General features: G+C 58.3%; 16 protein-coding genes and 4 pseudogenes. 8 read left to right on the plus strand and 12 right to left on the minus strand.

Translation table 11 applies throughout. The features are described from left to right. Positions 1-647: pseudogene (locus EOA33_RS00005) on the minus strand (transposase); the annotation flags it as partial. A 26-nt stretch (positions 648-673) separates the two neighbouring features. Here EOA33_RS00005 and EOA33_RS00010 point away from each other — a divergent pair. Then, positions 674-787: pseudogene (locus EOA33_RS00010) on the plus strand (aminocyclopropane-1-carboxylate deaminase/D-cysteine desulfhydrase family protein); the annotation flags it as partial. Positions 788-1,188: 401 nt separating this feature from the next. Here EOA33_RS00010 and EOA33_RS00015 read toward each other — a convergent pair. Continuing rightward, positions 1,189-1,917, minus strand: a complete 729-nt coding sequence (locus tag EOA33_RS00015; protein ID WP_126080609.1) for an SDR family oxidoreductase — start codon at positions 1,915-1,917, stop codon at positions 1,189-1,191. Between the two features lie 432 nt (positions 1,918-2,349). Next, positions 2,350-3,450 carry a redoxin domain-containing protein gene (locus EOA33_RS00020; RefSeq protein WP_348526306.1) on the minus strand — a complete coding sequence of 367 codons (1,101 nt, stop codon included), beginning with the start codon at positions 3,448-3,450 and terminating at the stop codon, positions 2,350-2,352. Here EOA33_RS00020 and EOA33_RS38770 point away from each other — a divergent pair. From EOA33_RS38770 to EOA33_RS38775, 3 genes and pseudogenes are all read left to right on the plus strand, one after another. Continuing rightward, a complete protein-coding gene (locus EOA33_RS38770; RefSeq protein WP_190234174.1) occupies positions 3,434-3,706 on the plus strand; it encodes a hypothetical protein in 273 nt (90 codons plus the stop codon). The genes EOA33_RS00020 and EOA33_RS38770 overlap by 17 nt on opposite strands. 195 nt (positions 3,707-3,901) lie before the next feature. Further along, positions 3,902-4,344, plus strand: a pseudogene (locus tag EOA33_RS00025) (transposase); the annotation flags it as partial. After that, a pseudogene (locus EOA33_RS38775) lies at positions 4,339-4,729 on the plus strand (ATP-binding protein); the annotation flags it as partial. The pseudogenes EOA33_RS00025 and EOA33_RS38775, both read left to right, overlap by 6 nt. Before the next feature lie 169 nt (positions 4,730-4,898). On the opposite strand, the gene EOA33_RS00030 reads toward EOA33_RS38775, so the two are convergent. The 6 genes from EOA33_RS00030 to EOA33_RS00055 all read right to left on the minus strand — a co-directional run bounded on the left by EOA33_RS00030 (position 4,899) and on the right by EOA33_RS00055 (position 11,708). After that, on the minus strand, positions 4,899-5,450 hold the full coding sequence (locus EOA33_RS00030) for an SET domain-containing protein-lysine N-methyltransferase (protein ID WP_126080611.1): 552 nt from the start codon (positions 5,448-5,450) through the stop codon (positions 4,899-4,901). 592 nt (positions 5,451-6,042) lie between these two features. Beyond that, entirely contained in the window at positions 6,043-7,038 is a 996-nt protein-coding gene (locus tag EOA33_RS00035; RefSeq protein WP_126080612.1) for a 2-oxoglutarate and iron-dependent oxygenase domain-containing protein, read from the minus strand. Positions 7,039-7,199: 161 nt separating this feature from the next. Then, on the minus strand, positions 7,200-7,907 hold the full coding sequence (locus tag EOA33_RS00040; RefSeq protein ID WP_126080613.1) for a class I SAM-dependent methyltransferase: 708 nt from the start codon (positions 7,905-7,907) through the stop codon (positions 7,200-7,202). Positions 7,908-8,609: 702 nt separating this feature from the next. Then, positions 8,610-9,641, minus strand: a complete 1,032-nt coding sequence (locus EOA33_RS00045; RefSeq protein ID WP_164762826.1) for a GlxA family transcriptional regulator — start codon at positions 9,639-9,641, stop codon at positions 8,610-8,612. An 84-nt stretch (positions 9,642-9,725) separates the two neighbouring features. Further along, a complete protein-coding gene (locus tag EOA33_RS00050) occupies positions 9,726-10,418 on the minus strand; it encodes a B12-binding domain-containing protein (RefSeq protein WP_126080615.1) in 693 nt (230 codons plus the stop codon). A 381-nt stretch (positions 10,419-10,799) separates the two neighbouring features. Continuing rightward, entirely contained in the window at positions 10,800-11,708 is a 909-nt protein-coding gene (locus tag EOA33_RS00055) for a LysR substrate-binding domain-containing protein (protein ID WP_126080616.1), read from the minus strand. A gap of 240 nt (positions 11,709-11,948) precedes the next feature. Here EOA33_RS00055 and EOA33_RS00060 point away from each other — a divergent pair, with 240 nt between their 5' ends. The 4 genes from EOA33_RS00060 (at position 11,949) to EOA33_RS00080 (ending at position 17,553) form a co-directional block, all read left to right on the plus strand. Beyond that, positions 11,949-13,193: an FAD-binding oxidoreductase gene (locus EOA33_RS00060; RefSeq protein ID WP_245459658.1), complete on the plus strand. Its 1,245-nt coding sequence runs from the start codon at positions 11,949-11,951 to the stop codon at positions 13,191-13,193. Between the two features lie 17 nt (positions 13,194-13,210). After that, positions 13,211-14,092, plus strand: coding sequence for a dihydrodipicolinate synthase family protein (locus tag EOA33_RS00065; RefSeq protein WP_126080618.1), 882 nt, complete (start codon positions 13,211-13,213; stop codon positions 14,090-14,092). Positions 14,093-14,118: 26 nt separating this feature from the next. Further along, the gene (locus EOA33_RS00070) at positions 14,119-14,733 is read left to right on the plus strand and encodes a short chain dehydrogenase (protein WP_126080619.1); all 615 of its coding nucleotides are present in this window, start codon (positions 14,119-14,121) and stop codon (positions 14,731-14,733) included. Positions 14,734-15,102: 369 nt separating this feature from the next. Continuing rightward, the gene (locus EOA33_RS00080) at positions 15,103-17,553 is read left to right on the plus strand and encodes an FAD-dependent oxidoreductase (protein WP_126080621.1); all 2,451 of its coding nucleotides are present in this window, start codon (positions 15,103-15,105) and stop codon (positions 17,551-17,553) included. 502 nt (positions 17,554-18,055) lie between these two features. On the opposite strand, the gene EOA33_RS00085 is transcribed toward EOA33_RS00080, so the two are convergent. The 3 genes from EOA33_RS00085 to EOA33_RS00095 all read right to left on the minus strand — a co-directional run bounded on the left by EOA33_RS00085 (position 18,056) and on the right by EOA33_RS00095 (position 21,207). Continuing rightward, a complete protein-coding gene (locus EOA33_RS00085; protein WP_126080622.1) occupies positions 18,056-19,249 on the minus strand; it encodes a betaine/proline/choline family ABC transporter ATP-binding protein in 1,194 nt (397 codons plus the stop codon). Between the two features lie 86 nt (positions 19,250-19,335). Further along, on the minus strand, positions 19,336-20,307 hold the full coding sequence (gene proX, locus EOA33_RS00090; protein ID WP_126080623.1) for a glycine betaine/L-proline ABC transporter substrate-binding protein ProX: 972 nt from the start codon (positions 20,305-20,307) through the stop codon (positions 19,336-19,338). Positions 20,308-20,334: 27 nt separating this feature from the next. Then, positions 20,335-21,207, minus strand: a complete 873-nt coding sequence (locus tag EOA33_RS00095; RefSeq protein ID WP_245466464.1) for an ABC transporter permease subunit — start codon at positions 21,205-21,207, stop codon at positions 20,335-20,337. Positions 21,208-21,557 lie beyond the last annotated feature (350 nt).

The following is a 21,557-nucleotide window of genomic DNA, read 5'->3' on the forward strand; positions in this document are numbered from 1 at the left end:
TCTTGTGCTCGCGCAGGTCATCCATGTTGATGTAGCGGTTGGCCTCCATCCAGTTTTCGTTGGTTTCGACGGCCAGCGCCCTGACCAGGCGCAGGCAGCTTTCGGCGTTCGGGAAGATGCGCACGACATAGGTGCGCCGGCGGATTTCCTCGTTGAGGCGTTCCAGCATGTTGGTGGACTTCAGGTGCTTGTGGTGCTGGCGCGGCAGGCAAAAGAAGGTCAGCGTGCATTCGATGGTCTCCTCTCCCCAGCTCGTCAGTCGCGGATAGCGGCCCGACCATTTGGCAAGCCATGCGGCGAGATCGGCCTTGGCCTCGGCGAGATCGCGCGGTCGTAGAGCCAGCGCAACTCCTGCAGGCAATCATCGCCACGATTTCTCGGCAGGTGATCGAGCGCGTTCCTGAGGCACGTAGCAGCGCTGCCAGGCGGGCTTCGGGGATCACCCCGCCGATCGCCGCCACCAGGCTGGCATGATCGTCGGACACGACCAGTTCGACGCCCCTGAGCCCGCGCGCCTTCAGCGCGACGAGGAAATCCCTCCAGGCCGAGCGGCTTTCGCGATTAGCCATCTCGACGGCCAAGATCTGGCGCCGGCCGTCCCAATCGATGCCGACAGCGATCAGCACCGCCTGGCTCATGACGACGCCGCCCGACGCGATCGCGCCAGATGCCCGATACGCTCGTCACAACCGGTGGCGTGCAGTCCAACCATACGCGCATGGTCGCTGCGGTCGCCGCCAAGACCGGCATGAGATGCCTCCTGGTCCAGGAGAGCTGGGTCCCACATGGACATCCGCGCCTGGTTCAGCCCTAGCGGTGAAGGCATGGCAGCAAGCTCAGCGCCGCTAAACAACACATCGCCAAGGCATGCGAACATTGCATGCTCTCTCGCTCGAACACGCCGCGGCGGGGGCGCTCGTCTCCACGTAGAAGGACCAGATTTGCCATCGAGCCTTCTCCTGTTCACGGCAAATTTCACCCTAAATGCACCGCCGCCTCGGAGATTGGCCCCAGCAGATGTCCGTAGGCAATCATTCTCTGACGTTGCCGAGCGGCGGAACTGGGCGCCATATTCCTTTACCATCAGACGGACCCGGTTCTCGACGTCGCGGCTGATAGCGACAAGGCAGGTGCCAGCGGGAGGATGGCGTTCCAGCGGCCCGCCCCAGTTCGAAATACGACTAACCGTCACGGAAGACTTAACTTGGCAGTTCGGCCACCGTCTACGACAAAAATCTGGCCGGTGACGAATGCAGCTTCGTCGGAGGCAATCCATGCGACCATGGCGGCAACTTCCTCAACGCGGCCTGTTCGGCCCAACGGATGAATGGTACCAAGCCGTTCCAGTGCCTTCTCGGGCAAAGCGGCGACGAAATCGACATTGAGATCCGTATCGATCCAACCAGGCGCTACGCCATTGCAGCGCACCCCGTCTTGCCCGCCGTCCACCGCTACGGCGCGTGTAAGGCCATGCAGCCCAGCCTTCGAGGCACAATATGCCGCGTGCCCTGGGTTAGAGGCCAATCCCTCTATCGAGCCAACATTGACGATTGAGCCACGGCTTCTGCGAAGATGAGGCATGGCGCGACGGATCAGCAGGAAAGGAGCATCAAGATTCAGCGCCATTGTGCGTCGCCACTCGTCAAGCCCGGTATCATCTACCCTTGCTTCAACCATGCACCCAGCGTTGTTGACCAGGATATCGAGGCGGCCAGCCTGTCGAACGACATGGTCAATTACCATGTTCGGAACGCCGGGGTCGCAAAGGTCCGCGACTATCCCTTCTCTATGACCGGTCGCCTCGAGCTGAACCGCAAATACTCTGGCCCCGTCGCTGGCAAGTCTGTCGGCGATTGCCGCCCCAATGCCGCGGCTAGCCCCGGTCACTAAGGCGACCTTCCCCATAAAACGCTTCATTCGGCTGCCCTTTCGCCATTCACCGTTACAAGCATGCCGACGCGAGACGCACGCGCAGGCCGGTTTAATCCGGACACCTTCTCCCGCGTGGTCAAGGCCTACTCCACCCCGTCGGCGATGCGACCATTAAGCGGCCGCAAGATGAATAGGCGTCTCTGACTCCGAAGGCCCAACCTGATGGCCGTGCGCGACGCACGAGCCCGGTCCGGCGCCGCGATTCGTTGCTCTTAGTCGATTTGAACTGAAATGCGAGCATCTGCGCTGACGCTTCTTTCTTCGTTAGGTGCCCGGGCTTTGTCCCATACCACCATGATTTCATGGGTTTCAAAGGCATCCTCAGAACATGTTTAGTAACACCCTGTATATTGATGCCAATTCAGCTGCGATGGACCCATATGCCTGAACGAATTGGCCCGTAAGCCCTTCTTGCTATCAAACCCTTTTATGCTTTCTCCTCGGCCCGCCCTGCGATCGTGCCTTCAGGACATTGCTTTGCGGAGCCGCACAGAGGGCGCCGTAATAAACCTCCTCACCCTTGTAGTTGGCTAAGGCCTGCAGCAAGTTCGGTAGAAGGTGTTGTTTCAGCTCGTCCAGCATAGGGTCCGCACTGTCCAGCGATTTCAGTGCGAACTCGATTAGCTCAATCGCACGATCTTGGTTGCCGCTCTCGTGATAGTATCGAGCCACCGCCGGATAAGTCCGGAACTTGTGGCCGTCGCCTTGGAGTGGATTGCGTGCCAGGATATGCTCGGCCAACTCTTTGCCGAGCGCGAAGCGCTCATGAGACGGAAAGTGCGAGTGGTCGTGCGCCGGACCGAAAAGTTGGTCTAATGTTGCCAGCAGCCAATGCTCGGAGTTCCTTTCGATCGCGTCGCGAGCCAATTGGCGTATGACAGGCAACCCGGCCGGCATGTCTTGCATTCTGTGAAGCAATACATGCGCCTGAGCCAAGCGGAAGTTGATGTCGTCGGGCATCAAGGCGCTGCCCTCTTCGACTGCTGAGAGTGCCGTCTCCCAGTCCTCTTTTCTCACTGCGGCCCAAAATCTCCTATTAATTGACTTGGTCAACGCTTGTTCGCGCTCGGCGATCCGCTTCGAGTCGACTTTCGATGCGTCGCTGGTGCGCCAGCGGCCGTTGAGCACTCTCGCCAAGACCTCGTTAAGTCGAGTAGCGTGACCGATATAGGCGATACGACCGTCTGCATCGATTACAAACAAGATCGGAAATTCGCCAGAAAAGCTTGCTTCCATCCAACGCTTTTTCATTTGGCCCGTATGGTCGAACGCGATCGGAAAATTCAGGTTCGAGCACTTTTCGGTCAACCACGCGTCCAGCTTGACCCGCGCCTCAACCGTCGATAGCGCGCCTTCATGAGCCGCGACCACGATGACCTCGAGCCCACTGTGCTTGAACCTTTCCTGCATCTGCATCAGATGGTGCATCGCCGCCGCACATGGTTCACTCCCAGTTGCCCAAAATTCGACGACGTATACTTTGCCGGGCTGGAAATGTGCGATGGGCTCGCCGCGCACCCAAGTCTCCACATTGATCGAAGGAGCCGGCGACCCCATCTGCAAAACCATATTGCTCTCCAACGCCATCCCAAAGCTGCGCGGCTTTATGGCAAGCTGTTCCCTGAGAGACGGTGCACCGAGTCGACTGAAAGGAGGCCTCTATCGTCAGGCGGGCTTCGATGCAGTCAGCCGTCAATCAGTTTTGCCGCATTTCAACCAGCAAAGGCCGTGCCAGCGCACTGAACGCCCGCTGACGGCATTAATTTACCTTTGAAAACATCCATGTGTAATGATGCGGACATTTTTGTCAGGTGTTTGTTTCGAATCCGCCATTTTGTCAGTTGCTGTCGGTCTGGGCGTTTAGAGTCCTCGCGCCAGACTGCGATGGGGCAGCAGCACCTGAATACAGACCTGCCACTGAGAATTTCCTCCATCTGAGACTAGAGTCAGGGTCCTTGATTACGGACTGATGAAGACAAAGCGATTTACGGAAGAGCAGATCATCGCGGTTATGCGCGAGCATGAAGAGGGTGCGAAGGCTGGCGATCTTGCCCGCAAGCACGGGATCTCCGAGGCGACGCTGTATAGCTGGAAGGCCAAGTATGGCGGGATGGACGTCTCCGACGCCAAGCGCCTGAGGCCTTGGAAGACGAGAACGCCAAGCTAAAGAAGCTGCTCGCCGACGCTCGAAGCCTCGGCAGTGCGCGAGCTTCTGTCGAAAAAAGTTAGGACCCGCCGCCAAGCGCGAATCCGTAGCGCATCTGCAGGCCGTCATGGGCCTATCGGAGCGTCGGGCCTGTCCTTCGTCGGCGCCGATCGCAAGATGATTGATACCAGTCTGGCCGACCGCCAGAGACACAGCTGCGTGGTCGGCTGCGCGACCTCACGCACGAGCGTCGACGCTTCGGTTACCTGCCCGTCGTCCACGGTGGCGGCAATCTGTTCTTCCAACTCGCAAACGCCCGCTACGAGAAGGGCGCAATGATTGTTACCTCAAATCGCGGCTTCGCCGAATGGGGCGAGGTCTTCGGCGACCCTCGTCGCAACCGCACTTCTCGATCGCCTGCTTCACCATGCGGTCGTCGTCCAGATCGAAGGATCGAGTTATCGGCTCCGCCAGCACGCCGAGCTCATGCCAGAACACTTGCGATCAAAAGCCTCCATCACATTGCCGACATTAAATTCACCATCGCGACCGCGCGGCCGGCCACCGAAAAATGGACACCCCCACCGGGACAGCCTGAGCGGCGAAACTGGGGAATTTTACTTCGGCACTTTTGGGGACGAGTGGCATTGACAGGTGACGCGCAGGGGATTGCACAGATTGTGCGCACACGTTGGTTCAAGGCAGTTCATCTGAAGTCCGCTACTGGCCAGAGGCCGCGCACGCTCACCGCGGCGCGCAACACTGTCAGGGCGGCACTGCCAACGAGCAGGTCATCCGACGCATGTTGCGTTCCCTGGGGCTAAGCAACCCTATCTCTCTCTTGGAAGGTGCCTTGGGTTTTCTTGAGGTACGGTGCGTAAAAACCCGATACGAGCAGAGGATGATCGCGAGGCAATGTGGAGAAGCCTCCGGCTGAGCCTCGGCAATTTCTAGACGAACAAAGACATACCGATACCCCAATGCACTCGAATTCCGATGTAGCGTAGTTCCACGTCACTTCGGCGCCAGAAGAGATATGCTGAATGGCGACGAAGTCGTAGGCCCCGAAGCGATTGGGCACAATCGCTAAGTTTGGATCACAACAATGATTCACAATGACAGCCGGCTTATGAAAGAGAGCATGGACATTCCAGTCCAGTTGAAAGGAGTTTGTCGTTCGAACCGTTTCCATACGGTCAATTAGCCCGATGACGACAATTTCCCCCGGCAGGAAGTCGCGAGCAGCGAATACCCCGCGCCCCCTTTCTCCTCCCGTGCTGAGGATTTTTACGTTGCGGGCATTGAGCTGCTTTGCGCACGCGACGTCATCCGTCAAAATAGACAGATCTTGGTTTATGTGAGTATCAGACATACTGTTTCTTTCGCCTGCTCGATTGAGGGATGAGTACTTTTCGCCAGAGGTCGCTTGGAATTTCGCTGTTTTCGGAACGTCCTCCTAAAATCCCGATGGTTCCAAGTAATTTACGAAGTTGGGGGCTTGTCCATGTTTTGCGCCTTAGGTCCCAGTCAGCGGCGCCTACTGTCTCTCCCAGGAAACACTCAAAAATCGTGCCGATTCACCCGCCCGGCAGCCGAGGATTTTGATTTCTCTCGGCTATTTGACTGAGGCTAACGAAGAGATTGCCTATCACGCGTGTGTAGCGAATCCGACAGACCAGCAGGCGAAGTGGTGACAACGCGTCTGCAAGCGAGCAGTTTATCCTGCTGCGGATGGTGCGCGTGACACGCCAGCCGGGGGTCCAGGTCTCGAAAGCGTTAGCATACCGCAGGAAGTGGCTGCAAAACCCCTGTTGCCGCCAGATGCCGCGCACATTGAGTTTCAAAGGCGCGGTCAAGGGACTAATGCGTGACAATACTGTCCCACCTATGGCGTTTTCTGAGTTCGACTGGGCCGCTTCGACCCCGCAGTGTATTGTCACGCGAGTAGGCGGCGGCCCGCTCTCTCATGCTTTGGCCAAATGAGCATAACTTGCTGCGAAACGCCCGAGTTTGTGTTCGCCGCAAGTCACCGGCCGGTAGCGCAGAGGGTTGCTGTCAGTGACACATGAGGCCAATGGCTCAATGATCGCATCGAAATCAGCATCGATAAAGAAGGGGATTGAGTATCGCTCACGCCCTGAGCTATTCACTACGCGATGTAGGTTGGCCAGATAGACACCGTTGGTGAGCCGCTGAAGCAGGTCCCCGACGTTGATTATGAAAGTACCGTGGATCGGCGTGCCTTGTACCCAATCGCCGTCTCGGTTCATGACCTGAAGACCGCCGACGTCGTCCTGTGCAAGGATGGTCAAATTGCCGTAGTCGGTGTGGGCGCCGATTCCGATCATGTCTTCGCTGATATAACCACTCTGCGGCGGGTAGTGAAGCAGCCGCTGAATGCTGATCGGGTTCCGCATGAGGTCCTCGAAATAGCTTTCCGCCAGGTCCAGACTGAGCGCAATTCCCTGCAAAAGTTTTTTCGATAGGCCCACCATCTCTTGATGGTATCTGTATGTCAGCTCCCGAAACTCGGGCCAACCTGAGGGCCACTGGTTAGGACCAAAAAAGGGACCTTCTAAGGTCGAACGTTCAGGTCCGAAGTCGAAGCACTCCTTGAGGTCTTTGGTCTTGCCCGGATCGGTGTTCTCGCCGAACAGCTCAATGTAACCGCGAAAGGCCGAATCGGAATTGCCAATATGCAGTGACGACTTCTGCGACAATGGCAAATTAAAAAACCTGCGGCTCACATCAAACACCGATTGTATGAAATCCTGCGGGACTCCGTGGTTCTTCACATACATGAATCCAGTATTGGAAAGCGCCCACCGTATCTCCCTGGCCACCACCTGTTTGTTCGTACCGTTGAGGAGCGGTCCGATGTCGACCACCGGTATTTTGTCAAAGCTTTCGCGTTTTGCGCGCAGCTTATCGTCTAGTCTGGCTACTAAACCTTTGGACATTAGTACACCTTTGTTTTGCCGATTGAAGCCGACGCATAGCTGCCGGCCATTTGGATTTATCGTGACGCGAAGTAGTACTGAAACGCGCCACCGTGCTGGAAATACCCCTACTCGTCTTTAGGTCATCCACAACAGGGTTTCGCTCCCGAGGCAGAGCATGATCACAACCCCTGTCGCTCTGCCGCGCTGACCTTCTCGGGCACTTGAAAGACCCAATAGTCCGCACGCTCCTCGGCCACGTATCTGCCGTTGCTTAGACACTGCGCCAGTAAAAGAACGCCCTCATCCTGCAGACGCCGCGCTTCGTCCTCGAAGAATGCGGCCTCGGCGTAGCTCTTGCGGATGCTTGTGATGATGAATCCTTTCGGGCGCGTGACGCGAGCCAGCTCGCGCAGCCCGTCTGGTCTAACGTGCCCAAGTGTAAAGACACCGCAGCAAACCGTGATATCATAGCCCGCGTCGGCGTACTCAGAGAGTACTCCGTTAAGGTCGACACAGTCTTGGACATGACGGTAGACTCGGGTTTGCCGCGCCTTTTCGGCCATCTCTTTGGAAAGATCGAACCCATCGATCAGCCCGAAGCCGAGGCGTTCCAGTTGCACGCCGACAAGGCCTGTTCCGCAGCCAGCATCCAGGATTGTGATGGCAGTTCGCTCGCTGCTCAAATAGGCTGCCTGCACGGTGCCCGCTAGTTCCGCCACGATCATCGGGCCGTAGTACCCCTCGGAGCCAACATCCACATCGTAGGCCCCAGCCCATCCCCGATAGAATTGGGTTAGGCGATCGGCGTCGCCCTCGAGTACGAGGGCGTCCCTGATGCGCTGTCGTGCGACTTGTTCCAGTGTCGTCTGCTGATCGACGGTATTCATGGCAACTCCTCTGATAGGCATAATCGGAAGCGGCTATTCGGCTCCTGATGCCAACTCTCAAATGTGAGAATCAAAGCTCGTGCCAATTGGCCAAAAGCCCGAAGAAAAGCAATTTTGATGAATTCTGCTATCAGGCTGAGGCACAACAACACAACATTGCTCCAACGAAGCCTGTCCGCAAACAACAAAGCCGACAAAGTGTCGGGTTGTGAACTTGCGACCCAGCGTACAGCACTGCCCGCGAACTCATGAAAATCCCGCGCGCCTCCTACGTTGTCAGCTCTATCAATTCCAGTGGCCTGCTATGTGGTGGGTCCGGAATGAGCTGGTACGGGTTGATCAGCCCGGTGCTCGATTGCCATTGGCAATGCAGATGCGGTCGAAGATTTGCGGCCGAAGGAGGCGTCCGCTGGGACTATCGCCGTTTTGGGGCAGGTCAGGATTGCCCTGGCGCTGGAGTCAGTGATGAGGCGCTAAGCTGGGCTTTGGATGGTGTCCTCTCGGACAGCCCAGGACGTCATCCAGCGGCAGACGACGATGGCTTCTTCGGTCGACGTCAGGCACGGTGCTCTTCGACGCCTCGGCTCCCATCGGAGCATCGGCCCGATCGCGTTGAGCGCGAAAGCCAGGCTGCCGAGGTGCTTGCCAATTGATGGCACGTGGGTTTTGCGGGGCTCGTAAGGGGGCGTCACCGAGTATGGGTCAGCCGCGACAGGTACTGGGGTTGGCGCCGAAGGCTTCGCGGAAGCACTTCGAAAAATGTGAGGCCGACACGAAACCACAGGCGACCGCGATCTCAATAATCGGCAACTCTGTTTGTGCAATGAGACGCTTCGCGCGGCTAAGTCTCAAATGCAGGTAAAAGCGCATGGGAGACAACGAAACCGATCGCTGGAAGAGCCGTTCAATCTGACGCTGTGAGCGGCCGACACATCTTGCGATGTCGCGTAAGGGCAGCGGGTCCTCAATATGCTCCTCCATAATGCGAATCACTTCGGCGACCGGCTTGCAGATGCCGGCTTCGCCGCCATTCATGGTCCATTGTCTATCAGAGGCAGGGCGCCAATACCCGGCAGTCGTATGTCGGCAGACGGTCAACGCAATGTCTCTGCCGAGGCGTTCGCTGATCAGCTCCATAACGAGGTCGAACGACGCAAATTCTCCTGCGCAAGTGAGGAGGTGACTATCACGAACGAATAGCCGGTCAGTGACCTGAAGCCGGCCAAATTTTTCAGAGAAAGCGGCTCTCTTGTCCCAATGGATTGTGCACGCGGTGCCGTCCAGCAACCCGCTGTCCGCCAACAGCCATGTCGCCGTACCCAACGCTGTGATTGGAACACCATGCCGCTTGCAAAGCCGAAGAATCTTGCTGAGAGCAGCAGACGTCTGCCTTTCGACCCGTTCGCCTGCACAGACAATGACCATGTTCGTACCTTTGCCAGCCGGAACGCATTCGCCGGTGCTAGCGAAGTCGCTGCCGACCGACAGGACGAACCCGCTGGCGCATTCAACCGGCTGGCCATCCAGGCTTGCAATCGTCCACTCGAAGAATGATCGACCGGACACAGAATTCGCGATGCGAAGGGGATCTACAAATGACGAAAGGCTGAGTAGCGAAAATCCGGGAAGTGCCAGGATAACCAGTCGGTATACGTCCTGCGTGTCGATCACCTGCCGGCTGGGGTTCCATCCCACGATCCGCGAATGATCTCCTGTTGAAAATGGCGCATTCATAAGGTCATACATCCTGGTTGATGGTGATCAACATCGAGCGGCCGCAAACGACACCGGCGCCTTCAGGGTTGGCACCGCAGCCATTCAACTACGGGTGTTATGCTTGCGCTTCATGAAGTCCTTGGCGGTCTCGACAGCCACCGCCGCGTCGCGGCAATAGGCATCGGCGCCGACGGCCTTGCCGAATTCCTCGTTCAGCGGCGCACCGCCGACCAGCACGACATAGTCGTCGCGAATGCCCTTTTCCTTCATCGTGTCGATGACGACCTTCATGTAGGGCATGGTGGTGGTCAGCAGCGCCGACATGCCGACAATATCAGGTTTATGCTCTTCAATCGCCGCCATATACTTCTCGACCGCATTGTTGATGCCGAGGTCGATGACGTCGAAGCCGGCGCCTTCCATCATCATGCCGACGAGGTTCTTGCCAATGTCGTGGATGTCGCCCTTGACGGTGCCGATCACCATCTTGCCCTGCTTTGGCGCGCCGGTGGCGATAAGCAGCGGGCGCAGGATGAACATGCCGGCCTTCATCGCATTGGCCGACAGCAGCACTTCCGGAACAAACAGGATACCGTCGCGAAAATCCTCGCCGACGATGCGCATGCCTTCGACCAGCGCCTCGGTGAGCACCTTGTAGGGCGCCCATCCGCGCTCCAGCAGGATGGCCGTGCCTTCCTCAATTTCTTCCTTCAGCCCGTCATAAAGGTCGTCGTGCATCTGCTGCACGAGTTCCTCGTCGGACAGCTCGGAAAGGATGATCTCTTCGTCAGCCATGTTGGTTCACCTGATGCTCAATTCAAAGGAGGTCGGCGCCCCATCTCGATGGGGCACCGATCAGGCTTCCGGTTCGAAGCCTTGGGAGTTGATTTTCAGGCTGCCAGCCACTATTCCCGCAGGTGAATCTGGGAACCGGAAGACTGGCCTGTGCGGCGCCGGATTGCGGGAATATCAGTGTCCATCATCGCGTCACCCTCAGCGGAATGACCCGCATCCCGCGTCAAACATCAGTGGCCCGGCCGTCCAATAGGGGCGGACCCTAGCTTAATCTCGCGCTGATGATAGGCGCCGGCAATTGTCCTGAGAATGCGCAAAAGCTTTCGCTTGTCTTAAATCCAGTTTATATCCAGAGGCGGATAGGGTGAGGGGCAATTCAGGTCACGGGCGGAGTTCTTCAGACTGGACGAGAAACCAGTCAACCAAAATCTTGCATCTCTTGTTCTTGCTGGCATCCTCGCTGGCCAACAGAAAGAAGGCCCTGTCGGTCTGGATTTGGGTTGGCAATGGCTTGACCAGGAGGCGGTTGTCGAGCAACTGCTGGGCGGTAAGGGACCACCCCAATGCTATTCCTTCACCAGCCAGAGCCGCTTGAAGCGTTAGCTGGTAGTCATTGAACACGATATTGGGCTTGATGTCGCTGGCATCGCCGCCTGCCAACTCGACCCATTCGGGCCAATCCAGGCGCTTGCGAAAAGCATCGGACGAATGAATCAGTTGATGGTGGATCAGATCTTCGACGGCTTGGGGAGCGGGGTGCGACAGAAGATATGCCGGTGAGCAGACGGGAAAGATGATCTCGTCGCAAACGAACCAGCTGTTGGCCCTTTCAAAATTCCGGGGCCGCACCCAAACCGTCACGTCGATCTCATGATCTGGCTCGACATCGCGGTCGGTGGCGACCACCTTGATCCTGACGTCCGGATGCTCTTCCTGGAAATGATAGAGTTGAGGCGCGAGCCAATGTGCCGCCAGAGATGTCGAAGCTGCGAAAGTTATGTACTTCGTTCCGCGATCAGTGATGGTCTCAAGCCGCTGTTCCAGACGGCGGAAGCTGTTGCGCACCTCATCGTAGAGCTGCCTGCCGGGCTCGGTCAGCTGCACTCCCCGATTGTCTCGGACAAAGAGTGCCGTCCCGCAATGCTTTTCGAACATTTTGATCGAATGCGAGATACTTGGCTGCGTCACGTTGAGTTCGCTGGCCGCGTTCTTGAAACTCAGCGTTCGGGCCGCCGCTTCGAAGACGAAAAGCGAATGCGTCGATGGGACAAGATTGCGAAGCTTGGACATGAAGCAGGTCTATATCAGACCGCATATTTTCCGTCTACGAGACGAACGACACATCGTTTATTCGAAACAGGAACAAGCCAGAGCGAGCGGTGCACTACCCACCGGCCGCCTTCACCGAGCGAGTTGGCAGTGAACTCTTTGAATCAAACAAAGACAAGAGAGCGTATTGTCGTCCAAGCACCGCATCCGGAGCCAACAGTCTCAGGGTGGTACCGCACGTCGGGACCGGAGCTACCCTTAGTGCCGCAGCAAGGCGATGTCACATGCGATTGCCTGGTCATTGGCGGCGGCTGGATGGGGCTTCACGCGGCCCGCCGATTTGCCGAACTCAACCCCCAGTCTTCGGTAATCCTCGTCGACGCCGGACGTATCGGGGACAATGCATCGGGGCGGTGCATGGGCTTCGTCATCGATCTCGCGCACAATCCCCGAAAACGCGACTTCGTTGAAGACATTAGGGGAAACAAGGAAGAGCTGTACGTCAACCTTGAGGGCATCGCCTACATTCGAACCGCCGTCGAGGAGCATGGGGTAGACTGTGATTGGGACCCGCAGGGGAAATACCACAGCGCGGCCACGTCTCACGGCGTTGCCGATCTACACCGCTTTTCGGAGGCGCTCGATAAGCTTGGACAGAAGTACAGCTGGGTTGAAGCCCCTGAAATTCAGTCGATCACCGGCAGTAAGCACTACGTCAAAGCTTTGCATCACCCTGGCACGATTCTGGTCCAGCCTGCGAAGTATCTCAAGAACGCCGTAAACAGCCTCCCCGAGAACGTTACCATCCATGAAAACACCGCCATTGTGGCGGTCCAGTTCGGTGCGCCGAAGCACATCTGCGAGACGCCTGCTGGAACAATCAGGGCTTCGAAGGTCATCATCTGCGCATCGGGTTATCTGACGAGATTTGGCTTCTTCGAAAACCGAGCCATACCACTCTACACGTTCGCGAGCATGACCAGACAGCTCACTGAGAGCGAGCTTTCCAACGTGGGCAACAAGCGAACATATGGGCTTATTCCGGCCGATAGCTTTGGGACGACGGTGCGACGTACTATAGACAACCGTCTTTTCCTTAGAAACGTTTACTCGTATGCGACTAATTTCAAAACAACCAAACAAGATGTCCTTAGGGCGCGGACCCAGCAGCAGGTAGCATTTGACCGCCGATGGCCCGGGCTTTCGTCAATCGGCTTTGAGGCCAGCTGGGGTGGTCTGCTTACGCTCGCGCAAAATGGCGGCATGGTCTTCGGCGAGTTGGCGCACGACGTCTATGGTGCCGCCTTCTGTAATGGAACCGGCGTCGCTCGAGGGGCTGCCTTTGGCAAGGCTGTCGCCGAACTGGCCACGGGGCAATCTTCGGCTGTGATCGATATCCTGAAGACGCGGGCCGCTCCGAGCAGGACTTATCCGAGACTTGTCACATCAATGGGCGTCCGGTTCGTGACCGCTCTTCGTTTCAGGCAGGCAGGCGCGGAAGTCTAGCAATAAGAGGAACGGCAATGGCGGACCTGAAGGGCATCAATCTTGCAATGCAGACACCGTTCGAACCTACCGGTGCGATCGATTACGGCCTCTTCGAAGAGTTGATCGAAAAATACGTATCGGCGGGAGTTCACGGCTTGGTTCTTGGGGCAGGTACAGGCCAGCACCCTTACCTGACCGAGTCCGAATGCAATCGGCTCTACGAGCTCGGGGCGAAGCGCATCGCAGGACGCTGCAACGTTGTCTGCCAGACCTCGGCCCTGAATATGGACGAAGTCATACGGCGGTCACAGCAAGCTGAATCGGTCGGCGCGGACGCGCTGATGATTTTGCCGCCGTATCTCGAAGGTCCGTCAGACGAGGATGGAATTTTCAATTTCTACAGGGAAATCGACGCGGCGGTTGGCGTGGATATTGTGGGCTACAACATCCCGCAGGCTACCGGGATCGCGGTTTCGCCACGCCTTTTTGATCGACTGAGCGGTCTCAAGCATTTCAATTACATCAAAGATAGTGCCGGCGACTTCACCGTGCATCAGGAGTATCTGCAGACGGGAGGCAAGGTGCTAAATGGTTGCGATACAACAACCCTCTATGCGCTGATGGCAGGCGCGCGCGGTGTTATCTGGGGCGCAGCAAACTACATGCCTCTTGAGGCTGTCGAATTGTACAACCTTGTGGCAGCGAAGGATTTGGAGAGGGCTCTGGCACTTTGGCAGCGGATGCTGCCCTCGTTGCTTTTTATCTGGCGGGCACCATATACGCCTTCTGTTCTGAGAGCCGCGCAACTGCGCGGCCTCGGAACCGGGAATGTCCGCAAGCCATTGGCAAAACTCTCGGCGGACCAGGACATGGCGCTTCGCGCCGCACTTGCCCCGCTGTTTGAGGTCGCCTCCTAGCCGTCAGGATATCCAGGGGAGTCCCTATGCGAATTGTCCTGGTTGGTTCGACTGGGATTGTCGGGTCGGCCGTAGCGGCCGAACTTGGCAAGCGGCACAACATTATAGGAGTCGGGCGAACTAGCGGCTTATTCAACGTCGACATCGCCGAGCCGAACTCTATCGACCAATTATTCGACAAGATCGGTGCATTTGACGCGTTGATCTGCACAGCAGGGGCCGTGCACTACGCCCCGCTGAACCAATTCACGAATGAACAGTTCGAAATCGGGCTGCGCAGTAAGTTGATGGGGCAGGTCAATCTCGTAGCGAAGGGTCTCAAGCGTATCCGCGACCACGGATCATTTACCTTGACCTCGGGTCTAACCAACGAAGATCCCATCCGGCAGGGAAGCTCGTCCGCCCTGGTCAATGGCGCGTTAGACGGTTTTGTACGCAGCGCGGCAATCGAGCTTGGGCGGGGGCTGCGGATCAATCTGGTCAGTCCGACTCTCGTACAGGAGTCGGTTCAGCTCTACGGCGACTTCTTTCCTGGCACCGCGGCGGTGCCGGCGAGCGAGGTGGCGCTCGGCTACGTCAAGAGCGCAGAGGGCAGTCAAACGGGTCGAGTTTATCGCATGGGTTGGGTCAGAGACGCCTAATCTGACCAACAATGAACGTCGCGCTAACGGAGGACAAGCATGCCCAGGCAACTCTGCATCGGAGGTAGGTGGGAACTCGGTGGTAGAGCGGCCCAATTTCGATGTGACAAACCCTGCGCATCGTTCTGCGGAGGGGGCATCAACTTGTGGATGTCGCTCCATGAATAGGCAGCGGGTGGTCGGCTTAGAAAATGCCCATCAAGGCGCACTATCGTCGTTGCAGGCGACAGGTGAATGTGACGCAGGGCGCCACTTCACCCCCGTGCCAGAAGGCCATATCCGCATCAGCCTCTGCCAGCCCGAACCTATGCTGCAAGAAGCAGCGCTCCGGCTGCGCCGTTTCGCTTCCAGCTACCGCCGCGAGGCCGCATGACCGCCAAAGCCATTCCCGCCAAAGCAAGAGCGGTCATCATCGGTGGCGGCGTTTCCGGCTGCTCCGTCGCCTATCACCTGGCCAAACTCGGCTGGACCGACATCGTGCTTCTGGAGCGCAAGCAGCTGACGTCAGGCACGACATGGCATGCCGCCGGCCTGATCGGCCAGTTGCGCGGCTCGCAGAACATGACCCGGCTGGCGAAATATTCCGCCGACCTCTACGTCAAGCTGGAAGCCGAGACCGAGGTCGGCACCGGCATGCGCCAGGTCGGTTCGATCACCGTGGCGCTGACCGAGGAGCGCAAGCACGAGATCTACAGGCAAGCATCGCTGGCGCGTGCCTTCGATGTCGATGTCCGCGAGATTTCTCCCAATGAAGTCAAGCAGATGTATCCGCATCTGAATGTCTCGGACGTCGTCGGCGCCGTGCATCTGCCGCTCGACGGCCAGTGCGACCCCGCAAACATCGCCATGGCGCTGGCCAAGGGCGCGCGCCAGCGCGGCGCCACCATCGTCGAGAACGTAAAGGTCACCAAGGTCCATACCAGGGCCGGCCGCGTCACCGGCGTGTCCTGGGCGCAAGGCGAAGAGCAAGGCACGATCGAGGCCGACATCGTCGTCAATTGCGCCGGCATGTGGGCGCGCGAACTGGGAGCGCAGAACGGCGTCACCATCCCGCTACACGCCTGCGAGCATTTTTATCTCGTCACCGAGCCGATCCCCGGCCTCACCCGTCTGCCGGTGCTGCGGGTGCCGGACGAGTGCGCCTACTACAAGGAAGACGCCGGCAAGATGATGCTGGGCGCCTTCGAGCCGGTGGCCAAGCCGTGGGGCATGGACGGCATAAGCGAGGATTTCTGCTTCGACCAACTGCCTGAGGACATGGAGCATTTCGAGCCGATCCTCGAAATGGGCGTCAACCGCATGCCGATGCTGGCGACCGCCGGCATCCACACCTTCTTCAACGGTCCGGAGAGTTTTACGCCCGATGACCGCTACTATCTCGGTGAGGCGCCGGAGCTGTCCGGCTACTGGATGGCGACCGGCTACAATTCGATCGGCATCGTCTCCTCCGGCGGCGCCGGCATGGCGCTGGCGCAGTGGATCAATGACGGCGAAGCGCCCTTCGACCTGTGGGAGGTCGACATCCGCCGCGCCCAGCCATTCCAGAAGAACCGACGCTATCTCAAGGAGCGCGTCTCCGAGACGCTCGGCCTGCTCTATGCCGACCATTTCCCCTATCGGCAGATGGCGACCTCGAGGAATGTCCGCCGCTCGCCCCTGCATGAGCATCTGAAGGCGCGCGGCGCGGTGTTCGGCGAAGTCGCCGGCTGGGAGCGCGCCAACTGGTTCGCACGCGAGGGCCAGGAGCGCGAATACCGCTATTCCTGGAAGCGGCAGAACTGGTTCGACAACCAGCGCGAGGAACACCTCGCGGTCCGAAACAAGGTCGGCCTGTTCGACATGACCTCGTTCGGCAAGATCCGTGTCGAAGGCCGCGACGCCTGTGCCTTCCTCCAGAAGCTCTGCGCCAACGACATGGACGTCGCGCCGGGCAAGATCGTCTACACCCAGATGCTCAACCAACGCGGCGGCATCGAGAGCGACCTGACGGTCTCGCGCCTGTCGGAGACGGCGTTCTTCCTCGTCGTCCCAGGCGCCACGCTGCAGCGTGACCTCGCCTGGCTGCGCCGCCATGTCGGCGGGCAGTTCGTTGTCGTCACCGACGTAACGGCGGCCGAAAGCGTGCTCTGTCTCATGGGTCCGGATGCGCGAAAGCTGATCCAGAAGGTCAGCCCGAACGATTTCTCCAATGAGAAAAATCCGTTCGGCACATTCCAGGAGATCGAGATCGGCATGGGCCTGGCCCGCGCCCACCGCGTCACCTATGTCGGCGAGCTCGGCTGGGAACTCTATGTCTCGACCGACCAGGCAGCACACGTTTTCGAAGCGATCGACGAGGCCGGTGCCGATGTCGGCCTGAAACTCTGCGGCCTGCACACGCTGGATTCCTGCCGCATCGAAAAGGCTTTCCGGCATTTCGGCCACGACATCACCGACGAGGACAATGTGCTGGAGGCCGGCCTCGGCTTCGCGGTGAAGACCGCCAAGGGCGACTTCATCGGCCGCGATGCCGTGCTGCGCAAAAAGGAAGCCGGCCTGTCACGCCGGCTCGTCCAGTTCCGGCTTAAGGATCCAGAGCCCCTGCTCTTCCATAACGAGGCGATCCTGCGCGACGGCAAGATCGTCGGTCCGATCACATCAGGCAATTACGGCCATCACCTCGGCGGCGCGGTAGGGCTGGGTTATGTGCCATGCCGGGGCGAGAGCGAGGCCGATGTGCTGGCTTCATCCTACGAGATCGAAATCGCCGGCGAACGCTTCGCGGCGGAAGCATCGTTGAAGCCGATGTACGATCCGAAGGCTGAAAAAGTGCGGGCCTGAGTTACAAACACCTATAGGAATGAGTGGATAGCTGCGCAACGCGTCTTCGCAAGGGATGCAGCTTCGATACGTAACGCGAGCAATTATACGTCAAGCGTCTAGGTGTCCGTATCCCCAATGCCGTCTCTTGTTGGGAGACCTTGAAAGTAGTGATGCTGGCCAAGGCCCGAGAGATATCAGCCCTAACCGCGGTGGAGCGGCTCAAGGCCTTGTAGGCAGACGTCCTCAGTACCGGTCCCTACGATCGACCACAGCCGTGGGTGGGTGGCAAGTCTTCAATAGGACCAATTTAAATGTGTCAGATCGGCGGTGGTAAAATGGGCGTGCGGATTTAAAGCCCGTTGCGTCCACCGCGCGTGGATCGCCCGGGCGGAACGTAAGTCATCGCCGCGAAAGGGCGACGGCGGGGTCCTTCACGAAAGTAGTTTCAGACTGTTCAGCATGCAGGGCGCCGGGGCACTGCGCGAGCACTTCTACTAAGCACGGGACAAGGTCGGTTCGCTCATTTCTTGCCTTCGTCGCTGTGAGCAGAGAGCGCAGCTGTGTCCATATCGATTGATCTTCCAGAGCTTGTTGGGCGGATTGAGGGGGCAGAGCTGCCCCCGTACTGGCAAATTTTTCCCGATTTCAAACCACTCACGGCCTTGGGGCTCGATATCACGCCTTGAATTCCTGAAAACAGGGCGCGCCGGGTGACGACGCCCGCCGGCTCGCTGCCGTCATAGACTGCGATCAGATCGCCGCCATCCGCAGCGGTGCTGATCACAGCGGAGAGCTTGTCAGTGGTTTGCACGCGGGGGAGCGCTTGGAATTTCTTTTCAGAAAGCGTCGCTATGCTGTCCCGCGGCTGCATGATCTTCCTGGCAGTGACGAGATTGAGCAGCGAAATGCCTGAGACGAAATCAGCGACATAGCGGTCCTTGGGCGCGGTTACGATGTCTTCCGGCGTTCCCACTTGAACGAACTTACCATCCTTCATGATCGCAATACGATCGCCCAGGCGAATGGCTTCGTCGAGGTCGTGTGTGATAAACACCGTTGTTTTCTGGACGACCTTCGCGAGGTCTAGGAACTGCTGTTGGAGTTGGCGGCGGATCAACGGGTCGAGCGCTGAGAACGGCTCGTCCAGTAACAGGATCTGCGGGTCTGCCGCCATGGCACGGGCAAGCCCCACCCGCTGCTTCATCCCGCCCGAGAGCTCGTCCGGGTAACGCTCGCCCCAACCGCTCAAGTCAACGAGCTTGAGGTTTTCTTCCGCCACGCGGCGGCACTCCTTGCGTGATTTGCCTCGGAGTTCGAGACTGAGGGAAACATTGTCGTAGACGGTGCGGTGCGGCAGCAGCGCCATGTGCTGGAAGACCATGCCGACCGTCTCTGAGCGAAGGGTCCGGAGTTCAGACGGCGAAAGTTTGTTGATGGCATTTCCGCCGATCCGAACCTCGCCTGCGGTTGGTTCGATCAGCCGATTGAGATGGCGGACAAGCGTCGATTTCCCTGAGCCGGACAGCCCCATGATGCAAAAGATCTCGCCGGGCTCGACCGAGAAGGACACATCGGCCACACCCAGAACGCAATCGAATTCTTCAAGGACTTGCCTCTTGCTGAACCCGCGATCGCGGGCCGCCGCGAGGGCTTTCCCTTTGCGCGTCCCGAAAATTTTCCACAAGCCGGAACAGACGATGGCGGGTATAGTCATGTGCGGAACTCTCGATAGTGTGTTGTGCCTATCTTCAGACCGTAATCGGCCGGCGGATGCCGCCGGCCGATTTAAACCTCAGAGCCTCACTTGGCGGCCTTGGCTTCAGCGATCCACTTTTCCCAATCAGCGTGGTGAGCGGCGATCCAGTCGGTTGCGTGTTTCATGATCTGCTCGTTGCTCTTTTCACCATTGGCAACCTTTTGATTTTCCGCGTTGACGTCCGCAATCGGGATCTGCACGAGCTCAAAGAATTTCTTGGCTTTCGGGTTGGCTTTCAGCCAAGTCGTATTGGCGATGATCTTCTGGTCGTTCACGGCGAAGCCAAGATTCCCGAGGCCTTCAACAACTGTGTTGCCGGTCTCCGCGTCAGGAAGAGAGGTGTTCTTGACGTTGAGCCAGACAACCTCCTTGCCTGGGCGGAGAATGGCAGATACCCACAGCGGCGTCCAAGTGTAGTACAGTGTCGGCTTGCCAGCCTTGATGCGTTCGATCGCGTCAGGAATGATGGCGAAATAGCCGCCTTGCTTTTCCTCGACGGTATCACGCAGGCCATAGGCGTCGAGCTGATGCTCGATCACGCGTTCGCAGCCCCACCCCGGTTCGCAACCGTAGAGGTCTGCCTTTCCATTCCCGTCGATGTCGAAAAGCTTGGCCTTCTCGGGATCCTTGAGGTCCTCAAGATACTTGATGCCAGTGGCGTCGGCCGTTTTCTTATCGATCAGATAGCCCTGCAGGCTGTTCTTGATTAGGGTGCCGACGCTCATCAGCTTTTCATCGCCGCCTGATGCTTTCCAGAAAGTGTCGTGAAGCGGAACCCAGTGCACCGCATAAAAGGTGAGATCGCCGTTAGCTACAGCGGTATGCGCCAGCTGAACTTGAACCTGGGTCAGGTCAGCTATGTTATAGCCGAGCTCCTTGAGACCCTCATCCACGACAAATGTCTGGAACAGCTCTTCTGTCGCTCCGCTCCAGGCCGGCATGACCTGATCTGCCATTGCCGGCACCGCATAGCCAGCCATCACGGCCATGGCCAGCGCCACACATTTTATCTTCATCGTTTCCTCCCTGTGTGAGCAAATTGCTCAGCTTCTGTGACTAGTTGTTAAGGTGACGGCCCTGAAAAGTCCCACCGGACCTTGATGCCAGAGCTCGCCCGGCCTTCGCTTCTGTGTCGACAGCGAATGCGTGAAGCGATCCAGCACGATGGCCAGCGCGACGATGCCCAGGCCCCCGACTGTCGCCAAACCCACATCAAGACGGCCTATGCCGCGCAGCACCGTCTGGCCCAGTCCACCAACAGCGATCATCGAACCGATGACCACCATCGATAGCGACATCATCAGCGTCTGGTTGATGCCGGCCATGACGGTGGGTAGCGCAAGCGGCAGCTGAGCCTTCCACAGAAGCTGACGCTCCGTAGCGCCGAAGGCGCGCATGGCTTCGATCACCTCTTCCGGTACCTGCCGTATGCCGAGGTTCGTAAGGCGGATCAGCGGCGCAACCGCAAAAATTACCGTAACGATCACGCCCGGCACGTTGCCGATACCGAAGAGCATCACAATGGGAACCAGGTAGACGAACGCTGGAATGGTCTGCATCCCGTCAAGGATCGGACGCATCACCACAAATACTCGCTCGCTCCGCGCCGCCCAGATACCGAGCGGAATGCCAAGCATCACCGCTACGACGAGCGAAGTCAGCACAATTGAAAGCGTCGTCATGGCGTCCTGCCAGACGCCGATGAGACCCATAAAGATGAGAGCGCCGACGATAACCCCGGCGACCTTCCGTCCGCCGAACTGCCAAGCCGCCAGGCCCGCAACGATGATCATCACGACCGGAGGAACCGAATGGAGCGCTATGCCGAACCACTGCAGTAGAAGGTCGAAGGGCGCCTTGACCGATTGAAAGAACGGCCTGTAGTGATCAACAACCCAGCGCAGCCCGATAGTCATCCAATCAGCGAGAGGGATTACCCCGCACTCAAAAGGATCTAGTATTCCGCACTTACCCATGTTGCTGTTCTCCAGAAGCTTTCTCGCTCGAAAACTTGCTACGCCACCAGGGTCCAGGGGAATATCGCGGCGTCGCGCTAAAGTTAGTTGTGTGCAATAGGTGCTCCGGATTCCGCAAGGCCCTACGGCAGGTAGAGCTACTCTTCTATTCCTGAGCAGGTCGCACCGTTACCGACAGATGCGCAGTTCTCCCTGCTTCATGGTGCCATCGTCCAGACTTCACCGTCCTGTTCACCCGACGACGTCCATCTGGACACCACGCTCCGGACCAGGCCTGCCCTCCAGTCGGC

It is taken from the genome of Mesorhizobium sp. M4A.F.Ca.ET.050.02.1.1 (assembly GCF_003997725.1).
GTDB lineage: Bacteria > Pseudomonadota > Alphaproteobacteria > Rhizobiales > Rhizobiaceae > Mesorhizobium.